Origin of the sequence: Streptomyces bambusae (genome assembly GCF_019400985.1) — a bacterium.
GTDB lineage: Bacteria > Actinomycetota > Actinomycetes > Streptomycetales > Streptomycetaceae > Streptomyces > Streptomyces bambusae_A.
In genome coordinates this window covers 49,079-64,965 of the sequence record NZ_WTFF01000003.1, presented here as the reverse complement: position 1 = coordinate 64,965, position 15,887 = coordinate 49,079, and the positions used below count along the sequence as shown (strand labels likewise).

Genomic DNA, 15,887 nt, shown 5'->3' with positions numbered 1-15,887 from the left:
CCCGCGGCCGGTCGGGCGGCGGGGGCGCGGCGGAGGCTCAGTCGATGCCGGGCAGGATGTGCGGCTCGGCGAGGTCGTCCTCGTAACCGGCGAGCCGGATCGGTGCGGAACGGGCCCACACCTCCAGGCTGCCGAGCTGGTCGGAGCGGTGGCGGCCGCGGCGCTCGGGGCGCTCCAGCAGGCCTTGGTCGTGCTTCGTCAGTTCTGGTGTCACCGCGCACTCCTTTGTGTCGCGTAACCCGTCGGGCGAGCCGCGCCGGGCAGGGAACAGGGCAACCGAGCGCGGTGGCGCCGTCTTCTCTCGATACGGAGCGTGGCTCTGGTGGGGCCGTCCGTGTGCATCAGAGTACACATATGAGCGGGCCCCCGCTCGATGGGAAAGTAAAATCCATGTTGCCCCCTCGCTTTCGCCCCACGTTCATGAAGTCGCACGTCGGTGTGTCGCCGACGGGTGATGGGCTCGCCGGCAGACGTGTGGACAGCGGGAACGGCGGAGCGGGACGGGACGAACGGAGGGAGCGGCGGTGACGCGAGTCCAGGGACCGGGGCCGGTGGGGCCGGTGGGGCCGGACGGGCCGACGGGGACGGCCGGATCCACTCGGTCGGCGGGGTCGACTCGGTCGGCGGGATCGACACGCTCGGTGGGGTCGGCGGGGGCCGTGGGGTCTGTGGGGGCGGCGCGGTCAGCGGGGTCCGTGAGGCCGGTGGGGACGGTGGCGGAGCTGATGGAGCTGCTTCACACGTGCCGCGGGACGTGGGACACGCCCGACCGCAGCGGGGACCCGGTCGACCTGCACGACCACGGACTGCAGACCGCGGCGCTGCTGCGCCGCTCGCACCCCTACGACAAGGAGCTCCAGGTCGCCGGCCTCGTGCACGACCTGGGCCATCTGCTGGTGCCGGGGGACGACGCGGGCCATGCCGCGCACGCGGCGGCGGCCGTCCGGCCGCTGCTGGGCCGACGGGTCGCGCGGCTGGTGGAGCTGCACGTGCCGGCCAAGCGCTACCTGGCGGCGGTGGAGCCCGGGCGGACGCTGTCCCCGCGCAGCGGGCTCACGCTCGCCGTGCAGGGCGGGGCGATGGGCGGGGCCGAGGCGCGCGCCTTCGCGGCCGACCCGGACGCGCAGGCCGCGGTGATCCTGCGCCAGGCCGACGACGCGGGCAAGGTCGTCGGGCTCGACGCGGGCGTGCTGGAGGACTGGCGCCCGGTGCTGGAACTGGTCGCGGCCGGTGCCTACGCCCGCATGGCGTAGGCACCGGCCGGCGTCCGAGGTCTACCAGTTGGCGGGGGCGTAGTCCTTGAGGAAGACGCCGTACAGGTCCTCGCCGGCCTCGCCGCGGACGATCGGGTCGTAGACGCGCGCGGCGCCGTCGACCAGGTCGAGGGGGGCGTGGAAGCCCTCCTCGGCCAGCCGCAGCTTGTCGAAGTGCGGGCGCTCGTCGGTGATCCAGCCGGTGTCGACCGAGGTCATCAGGATGCGGTCGGCCTGGAACATCTCCTGGCCGCTGGTCCGCGTCACCATGTTCATGGCGGCCTTGGCGGCATTGGTGTTCGGGTGCCCCGCGCCCTTGTAGCCGCGGCTGAAGACGCCTTCCATCGCCGAGACGTTGACGACGTACGCACGCCCGCTGGCCGCCCGCCGGGCGGCCTCGGCCATGGCCGGCCGGAGCTTGCTGATCAGGATGAACGGCGACGTGTAGTTGCACAGCTGGGTCTCGAGCAGCTCCACCGGGGAGATCTGGTCGATGGTCTGCACCCAGGTGTTGCTCTCGACGACGTCCGGCAGCAGGCCGCCGGCGTCGATGGCGCTGCCGTCGAGGTGCCGTTCGAGGCTGGCGTTGCCGGCGACCAGGGCGAGGTCGGCGACCTTCTGCGCCTCCAGCCCGCTCACCCCGACGGGCAGCGCCGCCAGGCCGTCGACCGCACCGGAGTTGAAGGCGCCGATGACGTGGTGGGCGGGGAGCTCACCGGCCGGCAGCGGGGCGGTCTCCCCCTCGACCAGCGCCGCGTACGCGGTGGGCAGCCGGCGCACGGTCTGCGTCGCGTTGTTCACGAGGATGTCCAGCGGACCGGCGTCGGCGACCTGGTCGGCGAGCGCCACGGCCTGGGCCGGGTCGCGCAGGTCGATGCCGACGACCTCCAGGCGGTGCATCCAGTCCGCCGAGTCCTCCATCGCCTTGAAGCGGCGGATGGCGTCCTTGGGGAAGCGGGTGGTGATCGTGGTGTGGGCGCCGTCGCGCAGCAGCCGCAGCGCGATGTACATGCCGATCTTGGCCCGGCCGCCGGTGAGCAGCGCGCGCTTGCCGGTGAGGTCGGCGCGGGCCTCGCGCCGGGTGCGGTTCTCGGTGGCGCAGTCCGGGCAGAGCTGGTGGTAGAAGTAGTCGACCTCGACGTACCGCGTCTTGCAGACGTAGCAGGAGCGCGGGCGCTGGAGTATCCCGGCGATCCGGCCGGCCTCGGTGACCGAGGAGGGCAGGATGCCCTCGGTCTCGTCGTCGATGCGCTGCGCGGAACCGGTGGCGGTGGCCTCGGTGACGGCCTTGTCGTTGGCGGTCTTCGCGGCGCGGCGCTCCTGGCGGCGGCGCTGCTTGACCGTGCGGTAGATGCCGGCGGTGGCGCGGCGGACGGCGATGGCGTCGGGGTGGTCGACCTCGATCTTGTCGAGCTCCTCGAGCACGCTGAGGCAGACGGCCATGCGCTCGGGGTCGATGCCCGGCCCGTATGCCTGGTTGTCTTCGGTCACCGTCATGGCCGCTGCCGTTCCTCGATCGCTCGTCCGCGCCCGCGTGTCGCGGAAGTCCTGCGGGTGGTCCCCAAAAGGGGAACTGTACGGATCCGGCCCGCTCGGGACCAAACCCGGCCCGGGGGCCCTCACGTACCGCGAGCAGGCCGTCGCACCGGGCTACTCCCCCGTGGGCGCGCGCCGGCCGGGGCGGTGCGCGCCCGCGGGGGAGATCCGCAGGTCAGATGCATGGGTCAGCTGCGAGGGTCAGATGCGCACGCCGTGGGCGCGGAGGTAGCGCAGCGGGTCGATGTCGGAGCCGTAGGCGGGGCTCGTACGCATCTCGAAGTGCAGGTGGGGTCCGCTGCTGTTGCCGGTCGACCCGGAGCGGCCGATGCGCTGGCCGCCGCCGACCTGCTGGCCGGCCTTGACGGACACCGCGGAGAGGTGCGCGTACTGGGAGTACTTCCCGTCGGAGTGCCGGATCACGACCTGGTAGCCGTACGCGCCCGCCCAGCCGGCGGAGACGATCTGGCCGGGGCCGACCGCCTTGACGGAGGTGCCGGTGGGGACGGGGAAGTCGACTCCGGTGTGGTAGCCGCTGCTCCACGACGATCCGGCCACCTTGTACGCGGTGCCGAGGGCGGCGTCGACGGGGGCGGTGAAGGACGCGCCCTGCTGCGCCGAGGCGGGCTGCGTCGTGGGCTTGGGCGCCTGCTGCTTGGGCTGTTCCTGCTTGGGCTGCGGCTTGGGCTGTTCCTGCTTGGGCCGCTGCTGCTCGGGTGCGGGCTGCGCGGGCTTCTGCTGGGACTCGGCCCGGCCGCTGGGCTCGCCGGGCTTCACGGGCTCGGCGACCCGCGGCGGCTTCTCCGGGCTCTGCGCGGGCGGGGCGGAGGTGATCCGCAGCGTCAGGCGCTGGCCGGGGAAGATGAGGTTCGGGTTGTCGCCGACCGTGGTGCGGTTGGTCTCGTAGAGCGCCTGCCAGCCGCCGTCCACGTGCTGGCGGACCGCGATCGCCGACAGGGAGTCGCCGGGGGCGACGACGTACGGGTTCGGCAGGACCGAGGTCCCGGTGGGGCGGGGCGCGGTGCCCTGCTGGGGCGGCGTACCGGCCTGGCGGTTCGTCCCGCTCGGCGTGCCGGCCCCGCTCTGCGCGGTGGCGCCGCCCTGCGCGGTGACGCCGCCCTGGGGTGCGGTGCCGGTCTGCGCGGTGGCGCCGCCCTTGGGTGCGGTGCCCGTCCGGGCGGCCTGGCTCTTCGCGGGTAACGGCTGCGGGGCCGGGCCGCCGCGTTCCAGCCCGGCCTTCTTCGAGCACACCGGCCAGGCCTGCGGGCCCTGCCGCTTGAGGACCTTCTCCGCGACCGCTATCTGCTGTTCCTTGGTGGCCCGGTCGGCGCGCGGGGCGTACTCGGTACCGCCGAAGGCGCGCCAGGTGCTCTGGCTGAACTGCAGTCCGCCGTAGTAGCCGTTGCCGCTGTTGATGTGCCAGTTGTTCGTGGACTCGCAGGCCGCGACCTTGTTCCAGGTGTCCACGGAGGCCGCTTCGGCCGTGCCCGCCCCCAGCAGCGGCAGGGCCATGCCGGCGCCCGATGCGGTGACGGCGAGCGATGCGCGGTTGATGCTGCTCGGCCGGTACCGGCGATGCCTACCCCGTACACCCATGGGAGCCCCCCTCGAGACATCAGGAATCGCACAACTTAACGGGGTAATCAGGGCATGACAAGGGCGCAACCAGGCGCACACAAGGCGAAGTTGACCCTCCCTCGGCCGGTTGGTGATCCATCGGGGCCGGTCGGCGGGTAGCGTCGGCACGGACCGCACATCGACGCACGCAGGAGCGCACGCATGAGCAGCACAGCCCAGATCGGCGTCACCGGGCTCGCGGTGATGGGCAGCAACCTGGCCCGGAACTTCGCCCGCAACGGCTTCACCGTCGCCGTTCACAACCGCACGGCCGCCAAGACCAAGGCGCTGGTCGAGGAGTTCGGCCACGAGGGCGCCTTCGTACCGGCCGAGACGGCCCGGGAGTTCGTGGCGGCGCTGGAGCGCCCCCGCCGTCTGATCATCATGGTGAAGGCGGGTGAGCCCACCGATGCCGTGATCCGTGAGTTCGCGCCGCTGCTGGAGCCCGGCGACGTCATCATCGACGGCGGCAACGCGCATTTCGAGGACACCCGGCGGCGGGAGCGGGAACTGCGCGAGCAGGGCATCCACTTCGTCGGCGTCGGCATCTCCGGCGGTGAGGAGGGCGCGCTGCTCGGCCCGAGCATCATGCCCGGCGGCTCCGCGGAGTCGTACGCCTCACTGGGCCCGCTGCTGGAGAAGATCTCCGCCAAGGCGGCCGACGGCACCCCGTGCACCTCGCACGTGGGCCCGGACGGGGCCGGCCACTTCGTGAAGATGGTGCACAACGGCATCGAGTACGCCGACATGCAGCTGATCGCCGAGGCGTACCACCTGCTGCGCGAGGTCGCGGGCTACTCCCCCGCGCGGATCGCGCAGACCTTCCGGACCTGGAACGAGGGCCGGCTGGACTCGTACCTGATCGAGATCACCGCCGAGGTGCTGGCGCACACGGACGCCGCGACCGGCCGGCCGTACGTGGACGTCGTCGCCGATGCCGCCGAGCAGAAGGGCACCGGCCGCTGGACCGTGCAGATCGCCCTCGACCTGGGCGTTCCGGTGTCCGGGATCGCGGAGGCGGTCTTCGCCCGGTCCGTCTCCGGGCACTCCGCGCTGCGGGCCGCGTCCGCGGACCTGGCCGGGCCGCGGCCCACCGCCCTGTCGGGCGAGGCCGCGGACGCCTTCGCGGCGCGGGTGGAGCAGGCGCTGTACGCGTCCAAGATCGTCTCGTACACGCAGGGCTTCCACCAGATCCGGGCGGGCAGCGACGAGTACGGCTGGGGCGTGGACCTGGGCGCGGTGGCCTCGCTGTGGCGGGGCGGCTGCATCATCCGGGCGGCGTTCCTGGACCGGATCCGGGCGGCCTACGACGCCCGGCCGGACCTGCCGAGCCTGCTGGCCGACGCGGACTTCGCGCGGGAGATCGGCGCGGCGCAGGACGACTGGCGCGCGGTGCTGGGCGAGGCCGTGCGCCAGGGCATCCCGGTGCCGGCCTTCGCCGCGTCGCTGTCGTACTACGACGCGCTGCGCGCGGAGCGGCTGCCGGCGGCCCTGACCCAGGGGCAGCGGGACTTCTTCGGGGCGCACACGTACCGCCGTACGGACCGGGAGGGCTCGTACCACACGCTGTGGAGCGGCGACCGCTCGGAGGTCCGCACGGACTGACTGACGACGCGGCGGGACCGCCACGACACGGCCGGGGCGCACGGCAGCAGCACGCGCCCCGGCCGCGTCATGTCCCGACTGCGCCCCGGGCACGGGTCGGCCCCGCTCCCGGCGGGGCACGGGAGCGGGAGCGGATACGCCGATCAGCTCAACGGGCCGGGCTGCGGGATCGGGGGCGGTCCCGGCGGGGTGGGCACCGGGTCGGGTTCCGGGAAGGGGCCCGGCTCCGGGGGCACCGGCCGCGGGATGGGCTCGGGGTCCGGGAAGGGGTTCGGCGCCGGATCGGGCTGGGGCTGGGGCTCGGGCGGCGGAGGCTGGGTCTGGTCCATCTGTGCCATATGCCCCACCTTCCCCCGTTCTGCCCGGCTACGCCTTCCGTCGGGCCGGGGCCGCCAAGGCCGCGGCGAGGCCGGGCGCGGGGCTGGCCAGGACCGGGATCCGGGTGGTGACCAGGTCCGCGGCGCCGGCCATGGAGGCCTGGGCCAGCACGATCGCGTCGGCGTCGGTGACGGCGTCCGCGGCGGCGGCCACCAGGGCGAGGTAGCCGGCGGTGTCATCGGCCTCGAAGCACGCCCAGGCGCCCTCGACCAGCCAGGTGCGGACCCGGACCGGCTCCGGGCCCGCCTCCTCCTCGATCAGGGCCGCCGTGGGAGCCAGGGTGCTCGCCACCGTGGCGAGCACCTCGATGCGCGGGCCGAGCCGGACGGCGGCCGCGCACATGGGCCGGTCCACCCGCAGCACGGGCACCCCGAGCGCGGGCGCGAGCGCCTCCGCGACCCCGCCGATGGTGGAGCAGGTGCACAGCACCGGCCCGCCGGGGGCTCCCTGCGGCTCCTGGGCGAGCAGCGCCCGGATGTCCTCGGCGACCGCCTCCGGCCCTTCGGCGCGGGCCCGGTCCAGCAGCTGCGGCGCCACCAGGTGGCGCAGCACCGCCCCGGGGTGATCCCGGTCACGCAGCGCGTCGAAGACCGGGACGTGCACCGGGGAGGTGTGCAGCAGGGTCAGGCTCGGCGCCGGCTCCGCAGCCACGGGCTCAGACGCCGACCGCGTGCGGGCTGCGCTGCTGCTCGGTGCCGGGCACCGGGGCGGACGGGTCCGCACCCAGCTCGACGATCCGGTTGTCCCGGTCGACGTGCACGACCCGCGGCTTCAGGGCGCGCGCCTCGGCGTCCTCGACCTGCGCGTAGCTGATGAGGATCACCAGGTCGCCGGGGTGCACGAGGTGGGCGGCGGCACCGTTGATCCCGATCACCCCGGACCCGCGCTCGCCCTCGATGACGTACGTCTCCAGCCGAGCCCCGTTGTCGATGTCGACGATGTGCACGAGCTCCCCGGGCAGCAGGTCGGCCGCCTCCATGAGATCGGCGTCGACGGTCACGGATCCGACATAGTGCAGATCGGCCTGCGTGACGGTGGCCCGATGGATCTTGGACTTGAACATGGTGCGAAGCATGGAACAACTCCCGGTGTGTCTGCTCCCTGCCTGCTCGTGCAGGTCAAGGGCGGTCCCGGCAGCGTACAACGATTCGCCTGTCCGGTCAGCTGTCCCCAGGTCTTGCAGGACTCATGCTGACCTCTTGCTGACCTCATGCTGACCTTTCCGACGCACCGTCAGCAGTGCAGCACGATTGCCCTGTGGCCCAGCAGGACCTACCGCGCCGCCGGGCGCGCGGGTCCGGATCCAGGCCCGCCTGGTCGACGGCCGTTCCGTCGGGGGCGTACGTCGGACGGCGTCCCCGGCGCCGATACCGTGATGGGCTCGGCCGCCCCTTGCCTCAGGCGGGAGTGTGTGTACTTGTACGCCGCACAGTGGCCGAGGACACTGGCGGCCATGACGATCCCCACCCCGCCCGAGCCGGGGCTCTGGCAGGCTCGCGAATCCGCCGACGTCGTCGTCGTGTCCTTTCCCAAGAGCGGGCGCACCTGGCTCCGGGTCATGATGGCGAAGGCCATTTCGACGGGCTGGGGCCTGCCGATGGAGGTCTGCAAGGACCTGCAGCTCACCGGGTTCGCCGACATCGCACCGGGCATCCCGCGGATCGCCTTCTGGCACGACGACCGGGTGGCCCGGCGCTCGCCGGAGGAGCTGTCCACGGACAAGAGCTGGTACCGCGGCCGCAAGGTGGTCTTCATCACCAGGGACCTGCGGGACACCATGGTCTCGCAGTACTTCCAGCGCACCCGTCGGCCGGGCCACCCCTACAGCGGGGAGCTGGGCGACTTCCTGACGGCCGAGGAGGGGAGCCTTCGCACCTGCGTCGAGTTCTGGAACATCTGGCATGCCCGCCGCGAGGTTCCCGACGGTTTCCTGCTGACCTCCTACGAGCGGCTGACGGCCGACACCGCCGGAGAGCTCGCCCGGGTCATGGAATTCTGCGGTGTGCCCTGCCCGTCACCTGACACGGTACGGGAAGCCGTGGAGTTCGGCGGTTTCGGCCGGATGCGTGCCATGGAGGTGTCCGACAGCCTCGATTCGGAGAAGCTGCGGCCCGGGAGCCCGGACGACGTCGAGTCGTACAAGACCAGGCGGGGGATCATCGGCGGCTACCGCGACTACCTGACCCCGCGGCAGATCGTCTGGGCCGGGGAGCAGATCACCGAGCGGCTGGTGGCGGAGTGGCAGCCGCTGGCGCTGGCCGCCGACCTGGAGGGCTAGGGCCTGTCCGGCGGATCAGGGTCGGAAAGGCCGCGGCGTCTGGTGCGGTGCATCGCAAGGCGCCGGAGCGCCTCGATAGCGGAGCTATTGGGGCGTTTCGGCAACGCGGCGAGGTGCCGTGCCAGGCGTCGCGGCCCCGGCCATGATCCGCCGGACAGGCCCTAGCGGTACCCGGACGTCGTCGCGTACCGGACCATGGCGGCCAGCCCGCTGTACAGGTCCGTCGCGGGCCGGTAGCCGAACTCCCGTGCGGCGAGGGTGATGTCGGCTCCGGTGTGCCGGGCCTCTCCGGGGCCTTCCGGCCGCGGGTCCAGGGTGACCGGTCCGATCAGCTGCTCGACCGTGGTGAGGGCCTGCTTCATCGAGAGCGGGCAGCCGCCGCCGATGTTGGCCACGCCGGTGAACGAGGCGCAGGCGGCGGACCGCATGGCGGTGACGACGTCGAGTACGTAGGTGAAGTCGCGGGTCTGCTCGCCGTCGCCGTGCAGGGGAAAGGGTTCGCCCGCCAACGCGGCACGGATGAGCCGGGCGAAAGCCATGTCGGGCCGCTGGCGGGGACCGTACACGGTGAACAGCCGCAGCGAGACGCTGGGCAGCCCGTAGGCCGTGCGGTAGACCTCGCACACGTGCTCGGCTGCCAGCTTGGTCACGCCGTACGGCGATACGGGCCGGGGACAGGCCGTCTCGGGGGTGGGAAAGGCGGACGCGGTGCCGTACACGGAGGAGCTGGAGGCGTAGACGAACTTGCGCAGGGGACGCTTGCGGGCCGCCTCGACCAGGGCCTGCGTGGCCAGCAGATTGCGGTCGGCGCAATGGACGAAGTCGGCACCCCAGGAGGACCGGACACCGGGCTGGCCCGCGAGGTGGTAGACGACGTCCGCCCCGTCGAGGAGGGCGTCGAGGTCGGCGGCGAGCAGGTCGCGCCGGTGGCAGGTGAAGGCGGGGTGGGGTGCCAGCTCGCGCAGGTTGCGCTGTTTGAGGGCCGGGTCGTAGTAGTCGGTGAGCGCGTCGATGCCGACGACGGTGTCACCGGCGGCCAGCAGGTGGGCGCACAGATGGGAGCCGATGAACCCGGCCGCGCCGGTCACCACCGCCCGCATCAGCGGCCCTCGGGTCCGGTGGCCGCCGGCGCTGCCGGGGGCAGGCCCGCGAGGACCGAGTCGGCGCGACGGCGCCAGGTGTAGCGCTCCAGGAGCTGTCGGCGCGCCTCGTCGCCGAGCCTGCGGCGCAGCGACCCGTCCGCGAGCAGTTCGGTGAGCGCGTCAGCCCATGCGTCGGTGTCGTCGGGCGGGCGCAGCAGGCAGTTGACCCGGTCCTGCAGGACCTCGCGCAGTACGGGAAGGTCCGAGACGATCATGGGAAGTCCCTGGGCCATGTACTCGAACACCTTCATGGGAGAGGTCCAGCGGCCGATCTCGTCGAGCTTGCCCCAGGTGTAGACCTTGCTCTGGTGGGGGGACAGGAGTACGTCGAAGTGCCGGTAGTAGGAGGGAAGTTCCGGTGGCGGACGGTGCCCGTGGAAGTGCACGTTGGACAGGTCGCAGCTCGTTTCCCAGCGTGCGCGGTACTCGGGGGTGCCGCCGACGAGATGGAAGTCGAGGCCCGGGAAGCGGCGGGCGAGGCGGAGGACGAGGCCGATGCCGCGCCCTTCGTAGAGATGGCCGACGTAGCCGATCCGCGGCACGTCCGGGCGGCCGGGGAACTGTCGGAGCGGATGGTCCGGGGTGGGCTCGGCCGGGTCGGCGCAGTCGGGGGCCACCAGGATCGGCAGGGCGCCCAGGTCGGGGTACGTGGTCCGCAGGTCGTGGGCGAGGGCGTGGGTGATGGTGACGAGACGTACGAGCCGTGGCCGGGCCAGCAGGTCGCGTTCGGTTCCGGCCGGTTCGAGGTCCCTGCGCAGCTGATGGGCCTCGTAGACGAACGGGGCGAGGTCCGCGGCGGCGCAGAGGCTGTAGGGGTCCCGTCCGTAGACGAGCTCCGGCACGCCGTCGCGTTCCAGCAGGGCCCGTACGCGTTCGGCGCGTTTCCAGTAGCCCGAGGGCGTGTGGTCCGGGACGGGAACCGTGCGGATGGGGAACCGGTGGCGCACGCCGTAGTAGGTGTACGGATCGTCGGCGGGATGGGAGCCGGGGAGGGTGTACAGGGTGACCTCGTGGCCGGCGGCGGTGAAGGCGTCGCACATGCGCATGACGTGGACACCGTTGGCGAAGACGGAAGGGATGCTTCCGGCATGCAGGTAGGCGAGGCGCATCTCTCCGGCTTCTCCTCCTCGTGGGCCGCGATCGGGCGAGGCGCCCGGGGTCCCGGGTCCCGGGTCCCGGGCCTGGTTCACGGCATGCCATCACTCGACAGCATGATGTGACGAAGCGTCAAGAGACCTTATTCGGCAGGCGGTTGACGACCGTTCCACCGGGCCTGGCATGGGTGTCCGGGCAGGCGGGACACGCCGTGGACCGGGTCGGCCCCGTCGGCGGCAGCACGTGTGCGATGTCGCGATTACCGCTTGTGAGGGCTTGCCGGCCTGCCTAGCGTGACATTGCCGGATGTCCCCGACAGCGGTGGAGCCGGCCTTTCGGAAGGGAGATCGGGATGGAAGACATCGAGCAGATCCCCGAGGAGGAGCTGCCCGAGCTCGCGTTGATGGTCGACGTACCGAGCAGCTGACGCGTCTTCACGTCGTTGCGGGCGGTGGGCCGGGGATACCGCGTTTCCGGCCCATCCGCTCGTCCGCCCAGGTACCTGGAGGTGTTCGCGGTGCGTGTCGCACCCGACGCACGGCAGAGCGCTGAGGAGCGTACGGTCCTGGTCGGCATGACCCGGTCCGCCCTGGCCCGGGCCGGACTGGCGGTGACCCCGGCCGAGGCCGCGCACCCCGCCGTCGTCGAGATCGCGCACCTCGCCCAGCGGGTGGTGCGCGCCGGCACTCCGGATCCCGAGCGCCTCGGCCGGCTCGGGCGCATGCTCGACCGGGTGCGCGCAGACGTCACCGGCCCGTCGCCGTACGCCGCCGCCCGGTCCGTCGAGCCGTACGCCGCCGCCCGGTCCGTCGAGCCGGCCGCGCCCGCCCCGCACCTCGAACGCAGCGTCGCCCGCGCCCGCAAGAGCCTGCCGGCCCGGGACGATGACGCCGGCAAGCCACGGGAGTCCGCCGTCGTCGCGTGGCGCGAGCACGACCGCGAGAGCCTCCGCGAGACCGTCGCACTGCTGACGGCGGTCTGGCCCGAGGCCTGGGCGGAGCTGGCGGAGGTCCTGCTCCAGGTGGCCCTGCTGGACGGGTCGGCCATCGACGGGTTCACCGACTTCGGGGTCCACGGCGCGGTGTTCGTCCACCGGGGCCGCCTGGGGCCCGGCCGCGATGGCCTGCCGGGCCCGGTCCGCCTGGCCGAGGCGCTGGTCCACGAGGGCGCGCACACCCGCTGCAACGCCGCGTCCGTCGCCACCGCGCCCTTTCTGCTGCCGGCGCAGGGCGAGGCGCAGCTGGTCGCCACCCCGCTGCGGATCGACCCCCGTCCACTGACCGGCCTGTTCCAGCAGGTGGTCGTGCTGGCCCGGAGCATGATGCTGTACGAGCGGGTTCTGGACTCAGGGAAGCAGGGACCGGCCTCGGCGGCCGTACGGCTGCGCCGCGACGAGCTGGCCCGCGACGCGCTCGCGGGGGTGCGGACGCTGATGGACCACTGCGACGCGCTCACCGGCCACGGGATGTCGGTACTGGAGGACGCCGCCCGCGTGGCCGGGATCAGCGTCTGATGGCCGCACGCCCTTGGGAACCCCAGGTGTTCGCCCCCTACCCCGACTGGCCCGAGGTCGTCTTCGCGCGCGTCGCCGCCCGCTCGGCGCAGTTCGATCCGGTGTGCGCTGCGGGCGACCGGCCCGTCGTCATCGGGAGCGCTGCCGGGCACCGGGAGGAGCACGTCGTCGCGAGCGCGCGCGGCGAACTCCTCGAAAGGGTCGGCAACATCCTGGCGGGCCGCGCCGCCGAGGCCGAGGCTGCGGTCGTGGCCACCCACGACGAGCTGCGCCGCACAGGCGTACCCGCCCTCGACCCGGCCGAACTGGACCGCGGCGGGCGGGACGGGCCGGCGGACGCGGCGCGCGGCACCCGGCGGCTGTGGGTGCTCGGGCACGTCGTCCCCGGCGGCACCCCGATGCACGTACCCGCCGGCGCCGTGTTCCTCCACCACCGGCCCCCGCCCGGCTGCGACCACCGCCCCGGTGCCGGGTCCACCGGTGTCGCCGCGCACCCCGATCCCCGGGCCGCCGCCGAACACGCGGCCTGGGAAGTCCTCGAACGCGATCTCATCCGCAGAAGCTGGTACGGGCTGTCCCCCGCCCCTGCGCTCCTGCCCTCTCCCGCTCTGCCCCGGCCGCTGGCGGAGCTGCTCGACGGCCTCGGGGTCGAGGTCACCGTCCTCGACGTTCCCGCGCCCGAAGGGTCCCGGTGCGTGGTCGTCTGCCTGCACGCGCCCGACCGCACCCGGCAGTCGTTCGGCGCCCGGTGCGGGCCCGACGGCGACCTCGGCCCGCTGGTGGAACGGGCCGCCTACGAGGCCCTGATGGTGCGCTGGAGCGTGCACTCCCCCGTGGGCCGCGACACCTGGGCCCGCTGGCAGGGCCGCAGTGCGCCGGATTCGGCCGTCCGGCACGCCCTGTGGGCGTACCACCGGCAGGACAGCCTGCGGGCATGGACCGATGCGGGCACCGGCACGGCGGCCGCGCGGTGCGCGGGCCGGGCCGATTCCCCGGTGGCCGCGCCGGTGCGGAGCGGCCGGGAGGCGTTGTCCGCGCACACCGGCTCTCAGGTCATCGTCGTGGAGACGACCCCGGCCCCGGTCCGTGACCTCGGCACGCGCGTCGTACGGGTCGTGGCCCCCGCGGCACGTCCCCTGCCCACGCACCCGGACGACGAGCGCGGCCCGCCGGCCGCCCGTGGCCCGCACCCTTTCGGCTGATGCCGCTGTCCGACGACCGACCACACCCGCGAGCGAGGAGAACCGGACCATGCCCCCGCGCCATGACCTCCCCTCCGCGAAGGCGGCCTCCGAACGCGGCACCGCACCGCACGGGAACGGGAGCACCGACCCGGCGGACACGGATGCCGGATTCACGGATGCCGGACACACGCATGCCGGACACACGGATGCCGGATACGCGGATGCCGGATACGCGGATGCCGGATACGCGGATGCCGGATACGCGGATCGGCATGCGGCCGACTACGACCGGTGGTTCGGCAAACCGGGCATCACCGGCGCGACGGTCGACACGCTCGCCGCACTCGCCGGTCCAGGGCCCGTGCTCGAACTCGGCATAGGCACCGGGAGGGTGGCGCTGCCCCTGGCCGGGCGCGGTCTCGAAGTCCACGGTGTCGACGCGTCCGAGGCCATGGTCCGGCGGCTGCACGCGAAGCCGGACGGGTTCCGGATCCCCGTCACACTCGGCGACTTCGCCGATGTACCGGTCTCTGGAACGTACTCCTTGGTCTACGCCGCCGGCGGCACGTTCTTCGAGCTCGGCGACCGCAAGGCCAAGGAACGCTGTCTCGCCTCGGTCGCCGGCCACCTGGCCCCCGGTGGAGCGTTCGTCGTCGACGCGCACGTTCCCGAAGCACTCGCCGTCGCCGCGGCCTCCGGCGTTCCGGAGACCGTCGCGGACTGCGACGACCACCTCATCCTCTGCCGACGGGTGATCGATGCATCGGCCCAGACCTATCACTCCCACTACCTCGTCCACGAGGCGGACCGGACCCGTCACTTCCGGGTGCGCTTCCACTACGTGTCACCCGGCGAACTCGACTACATGGCCGAACGCGCCGGGCTCCGACTGATGCAGCGTCATGGATCCTGGAGCCGGGAACCGTACACCCGGCACAGCACCTATCACGTCTCCGTCTACACACATCGCTGACGGCCCCTTCCGTCTCCGTTCCACCGCGCGTCCGCCGTACGGACGGCGGCGGCACCTCGCCTGCTCCCCCTCCCGAGCCCCATGGCCGAACACCGTCCGGAGTGATCGTGACAGGCACGAACCCGCTCGACCCCGAGACCGCATTCCCCTTCCCGCATCGTGACGGACTCGGTCCCCTCCCGGAATTCGCCGCCCTGCGCCGGGAGCTGCCCTGCGCCCGTATCCGCCTGCCCAGCGGAGACCTCGCATGGCTGGTGACCCGGTACGCGGACGTACGTACCGTGCTGGCCGACCCCCGTTTCAGCCGGGAACGCGCCACCCGGGGCAAGGGGAGCCCGCGGATCGCCCGCGTCACCACTCTGCCCGACTCGATCCTGGCCGCCGACCCCCCGACCCACACCCGGCTCCGCAGGCTCGTCGCCCCGGCCTTCACCGTCCGCCGTGCCGAGGCCCTGCGGCAGGATGTGGCCCGGCTGGTGGAGGGCCTTCTCGACGGACTCGCCGCCGCCGAGCGGCCCGCCGACCTGGTGCCTCGCTTCACCCGGCCACTGCCCCTGGCCGTCATCTGCGACCTGCTCGGCACCCCCCGCGACCACGGCGATCAGCTGGAGACGTGGTGCGACGCGCTCCGCAGCCTCACGGCGGTTCCCGACGCGGCGGTCTCCGAGGCCGTCGAGGAGATGACCGACTACCTCGCCGGGCTCATCGCCGCCAAGCGCCGCCACCCCGGCGACGACGTGCTGAGCGTCCTGATCGCCGCTCGCGACGACACCGACCGGCTCAGCCACGACGAGCTGATCTCCTTCAGCCTGGTACTCCTCGCCGGCGGCTACGGCACCACGGCGGACCGCCTCGCCGGCATGCTCCACCTCCTGCTCGACGAACCCGTCCGCTACCAGCGCCTGCGCGATGCCCCGGACACCATTCCCCGGTCCGTCGAGGAACTCCTGCGCTACGCCCAGACCAACGTCCAAGCGAACCTGCGCGTCGTCACCGAGGACCTGGAACTCGCCGGAGTCACCCTCCGCGCCGGCGAGGCGGTCATGGCGGTCAACTCCTCCGCCAATCACGACGAAACCGTCTTCGACGCCGCTGACCAGCTGCTCCTCGACCGCGCCCACAACCCCCACCTCGCCTTCGGCCACGGCGTCCACCACTGCGTCGGGGCTCAGCTCGCACGCGTCCAGCTCCAGGAAGCCCTGGCCGGACTCTGCCGCCGCTTCCCCGCCCTGCGTGCCGCGGCCCCGCCGGTCTGGAAATCGGGCCTCAAGACCCGGGCGCCCAGAACCCTGCCCGTGACGTGGTGAGGGGGT

14 protein-coding genes are annotated in these 15,887 nt (G+C 73.1%); 7 read left to right on the top strand and 7 right to left on the bottom strand.

The window, feature by feature from the left end; translation table 11 throughout:
- Positions 1–37: 37 nt before the first annotated feature.
- A complete protein-coding gene (locus tag GPJ59_RS01005) occupies positions 38–214 on the bottom strand; it encodes a hypothetical protein (RefSeq protein WP_219664218.1) in 177 nt (58 codons plus the stop codon).
- Between the two features lie 511 nt (positions 215–725).
- Between GPJ59_RS01005 and GPJ59_RS01000 the strand changes: the two genes are divergently transcribed.
- Positions 726–1,253, top strand: a complete 528-nt coding sequence (locus tag GPJ59_RS01000) for an HD domain-containing protein (protein WP_219664217.1) — start codon at positions 726–728, stop codon at positions 1,251–1,253.
- Between the two features lie 21 nt (positions 1,254–1,274).
- Here the strand turns inward: GPJ59_RS01000 and GPJ59_RS00995 are convergent, their stop codons facing one another.
- Together GPJ59_RS00995 and GPJ59_RS00990 are read right to left on the bottom strand one after the other, a co-directional pair.
- Positions 1,275–2,750 carry an SDR family NAD(P)-dependent oxidoreductase gene (locus tag GPJ59_RS00995; protein WP_219664216.1) on the bottom strand — a complete coding sequence of 492 codons (1,476 nt, stop codon included), beginning with the start codon at positions 2,748–2,750 and terminating at the stop codon, positions 1,275–1,277.
- Between the two features lie 240 nt (positions 2,751–2,990).
- Positions 2,991–4,385 carry a transglycosylase family protein gene (locus GPJ59_RS00990; protein WP_219664215.1) on the bottom strand — a complete coding sequence of 465 codons (1,395 nt, stop codon included), beginning with the start codon at positions 4,383–4,385 and terminating at the stop codon, positions 2,991–2,993.
- 183 nt (positions 4,386–4,568) lie between these two features.
- Between GPJ59_RS00990 and gndA the strand changes: the two genes are divergently transcribed.
- Positions 4,569–6,011, top strand: coding sequence for an NADP-dependent phosphogluconate dehydrogenase (gene gndA / locus GPJ59_RS00985; protein ID WP_219664214.1), 1,443 nt, complete (start codon positions 4,569–4,571; stop codon positions 6,009–6,011).
- Between the two features lie 366 nt (positions 6,012–6,377).
- On the opposite strand, the gene GPJ59_RS00980 is transcribed toward gndA, so the two are convergent.
- Positions 6,378–7,040 carry an aspartate/glutamate racemase family protein gene (locus GPJ59_RS00980; protein WP_219664213.1) on the bottom strand — a complete coding sequence of 221 codons (663 nt, stop codon included), beginning with the start codon at positions 7,038–7,040 and terminating at the stop codon, positions 6,378–6,380.
- 4 nt (positions 7,041–7,044) lie between these two features.
- Complete coding sequence (gene panD, locus GPJ59_RS00975) at positions 7,045–7,464, bottom strand: aspartate 1-decarboxylase (protein ID WP_219664212.1); 420 nt, start codon at positions 7,462–7,464, stop codon at positions 7,045–7,047.
- Positions 7,465–7,842: 378 nt separating this feature from the next.
- Between panD and GPJ59_RS00970 the strand changes: the two genes are divergently transcribed.
- Positions 7,843–8,667 (top strand): sulfotransferase domain-containing protein, encoded by an 825-nt coding sequence (locus tag GPJ59_RS00970; RefSeq protein WP_219664211.1) that lies wholly within the window; start codon positions 7,843–7,845, stop codon positions 8,665–8,667.
- A 161-nt stretch (positions 8,668–8,828) separates the two neighbouring features.
- On the opposite strand, the gene GPJ59_RS00965 is transcribed toward GPJ59_RS00970, so the two are convergent.
- Positions 8,829–9,767: an NAD-dependent epimerase/dehydratase family protein gene (locus GPJ59_RS00965; protein WP_219664210.1), complete on the bottom strand. Its 939-nt coding sequence runs from the start codon at positions 9,765–9,767 to the stop codon at positions 8,829–8,831.
- Complete coding sequence (locus GPJ59_RS00960) at positions 9,767–10,918, bottom strand: glycosyltransferase family 4 protein (protein ID WP_219664209.1); 1,152 nt, start codon at positions 10,916–10,918, stop codon at positions 9,767–9,769. Before GPJ59_RS00960 ends, GPJ59_RS00965 begins: the two co-directional genes overlap by 1 nt.
- A gap of 503 nt (positions 10,919–11,421) precedes the next feature.
- Here GPJ59_RS00960 and GPJ59_RS00955 point away from each other — a divergent pair.
- The 4 genes from GPJ59_RS00955 to GPJ59_RS38350 all read left to right on the top strand — a co-directional run bounded on the left by GPJ59_RS00955 (position 11,422) and on the right by GPJ59_RS38350 (position 15,881).
- A complete protein-coding gene (locus tag GPJ59_RS00955; protein WP_219664208.1) occupies positions 11,422–12,417 on the top strand; it encodes an aKG-HExxH-type peptide beta-hydroxylase in 996 nt (331 codons plus the stop codon).
- A complete protein-coding gene (locus GPJ59_RS00950; RefSeq protein WP_219664207.1) occupies positions 12,417–13,619 on the top strand; it encodes a YcaO-like family protein in 1,203 nt (400 codons plus the stop codon). Before GPJ59_RS00955 ends, GPJ59_RS00950 begins: the two co-directional genes overlap by 1 nt.
- A gap of 49 nt (positions 13,620–13,668) precedes the next feature.
- On the top strand, positions 13,669–14,574 hold the full coding sequence (locus tag GPJ59_RS00945; RefSeq protein WP_219664206.1) for a class I SAM-dependent methyltransferase: 906 nt from the start codon (positions 13,669–13,671) through the stop codon (positions 14,572–14,574).
- Positions 14,575–14,681: 107 nt separating this feature from the next.
- Entirely contained in the window at positions 14,682–15,881 is a 1,200-nt protein-coding gene (locus tag GPJ59_RS38350) for a cytochrome P450 (protein WP_219664205.1), read from the top strand.
- The last annotated feature ends 6 nt before the right edge of the window (positions 15,882–15,887 follow it).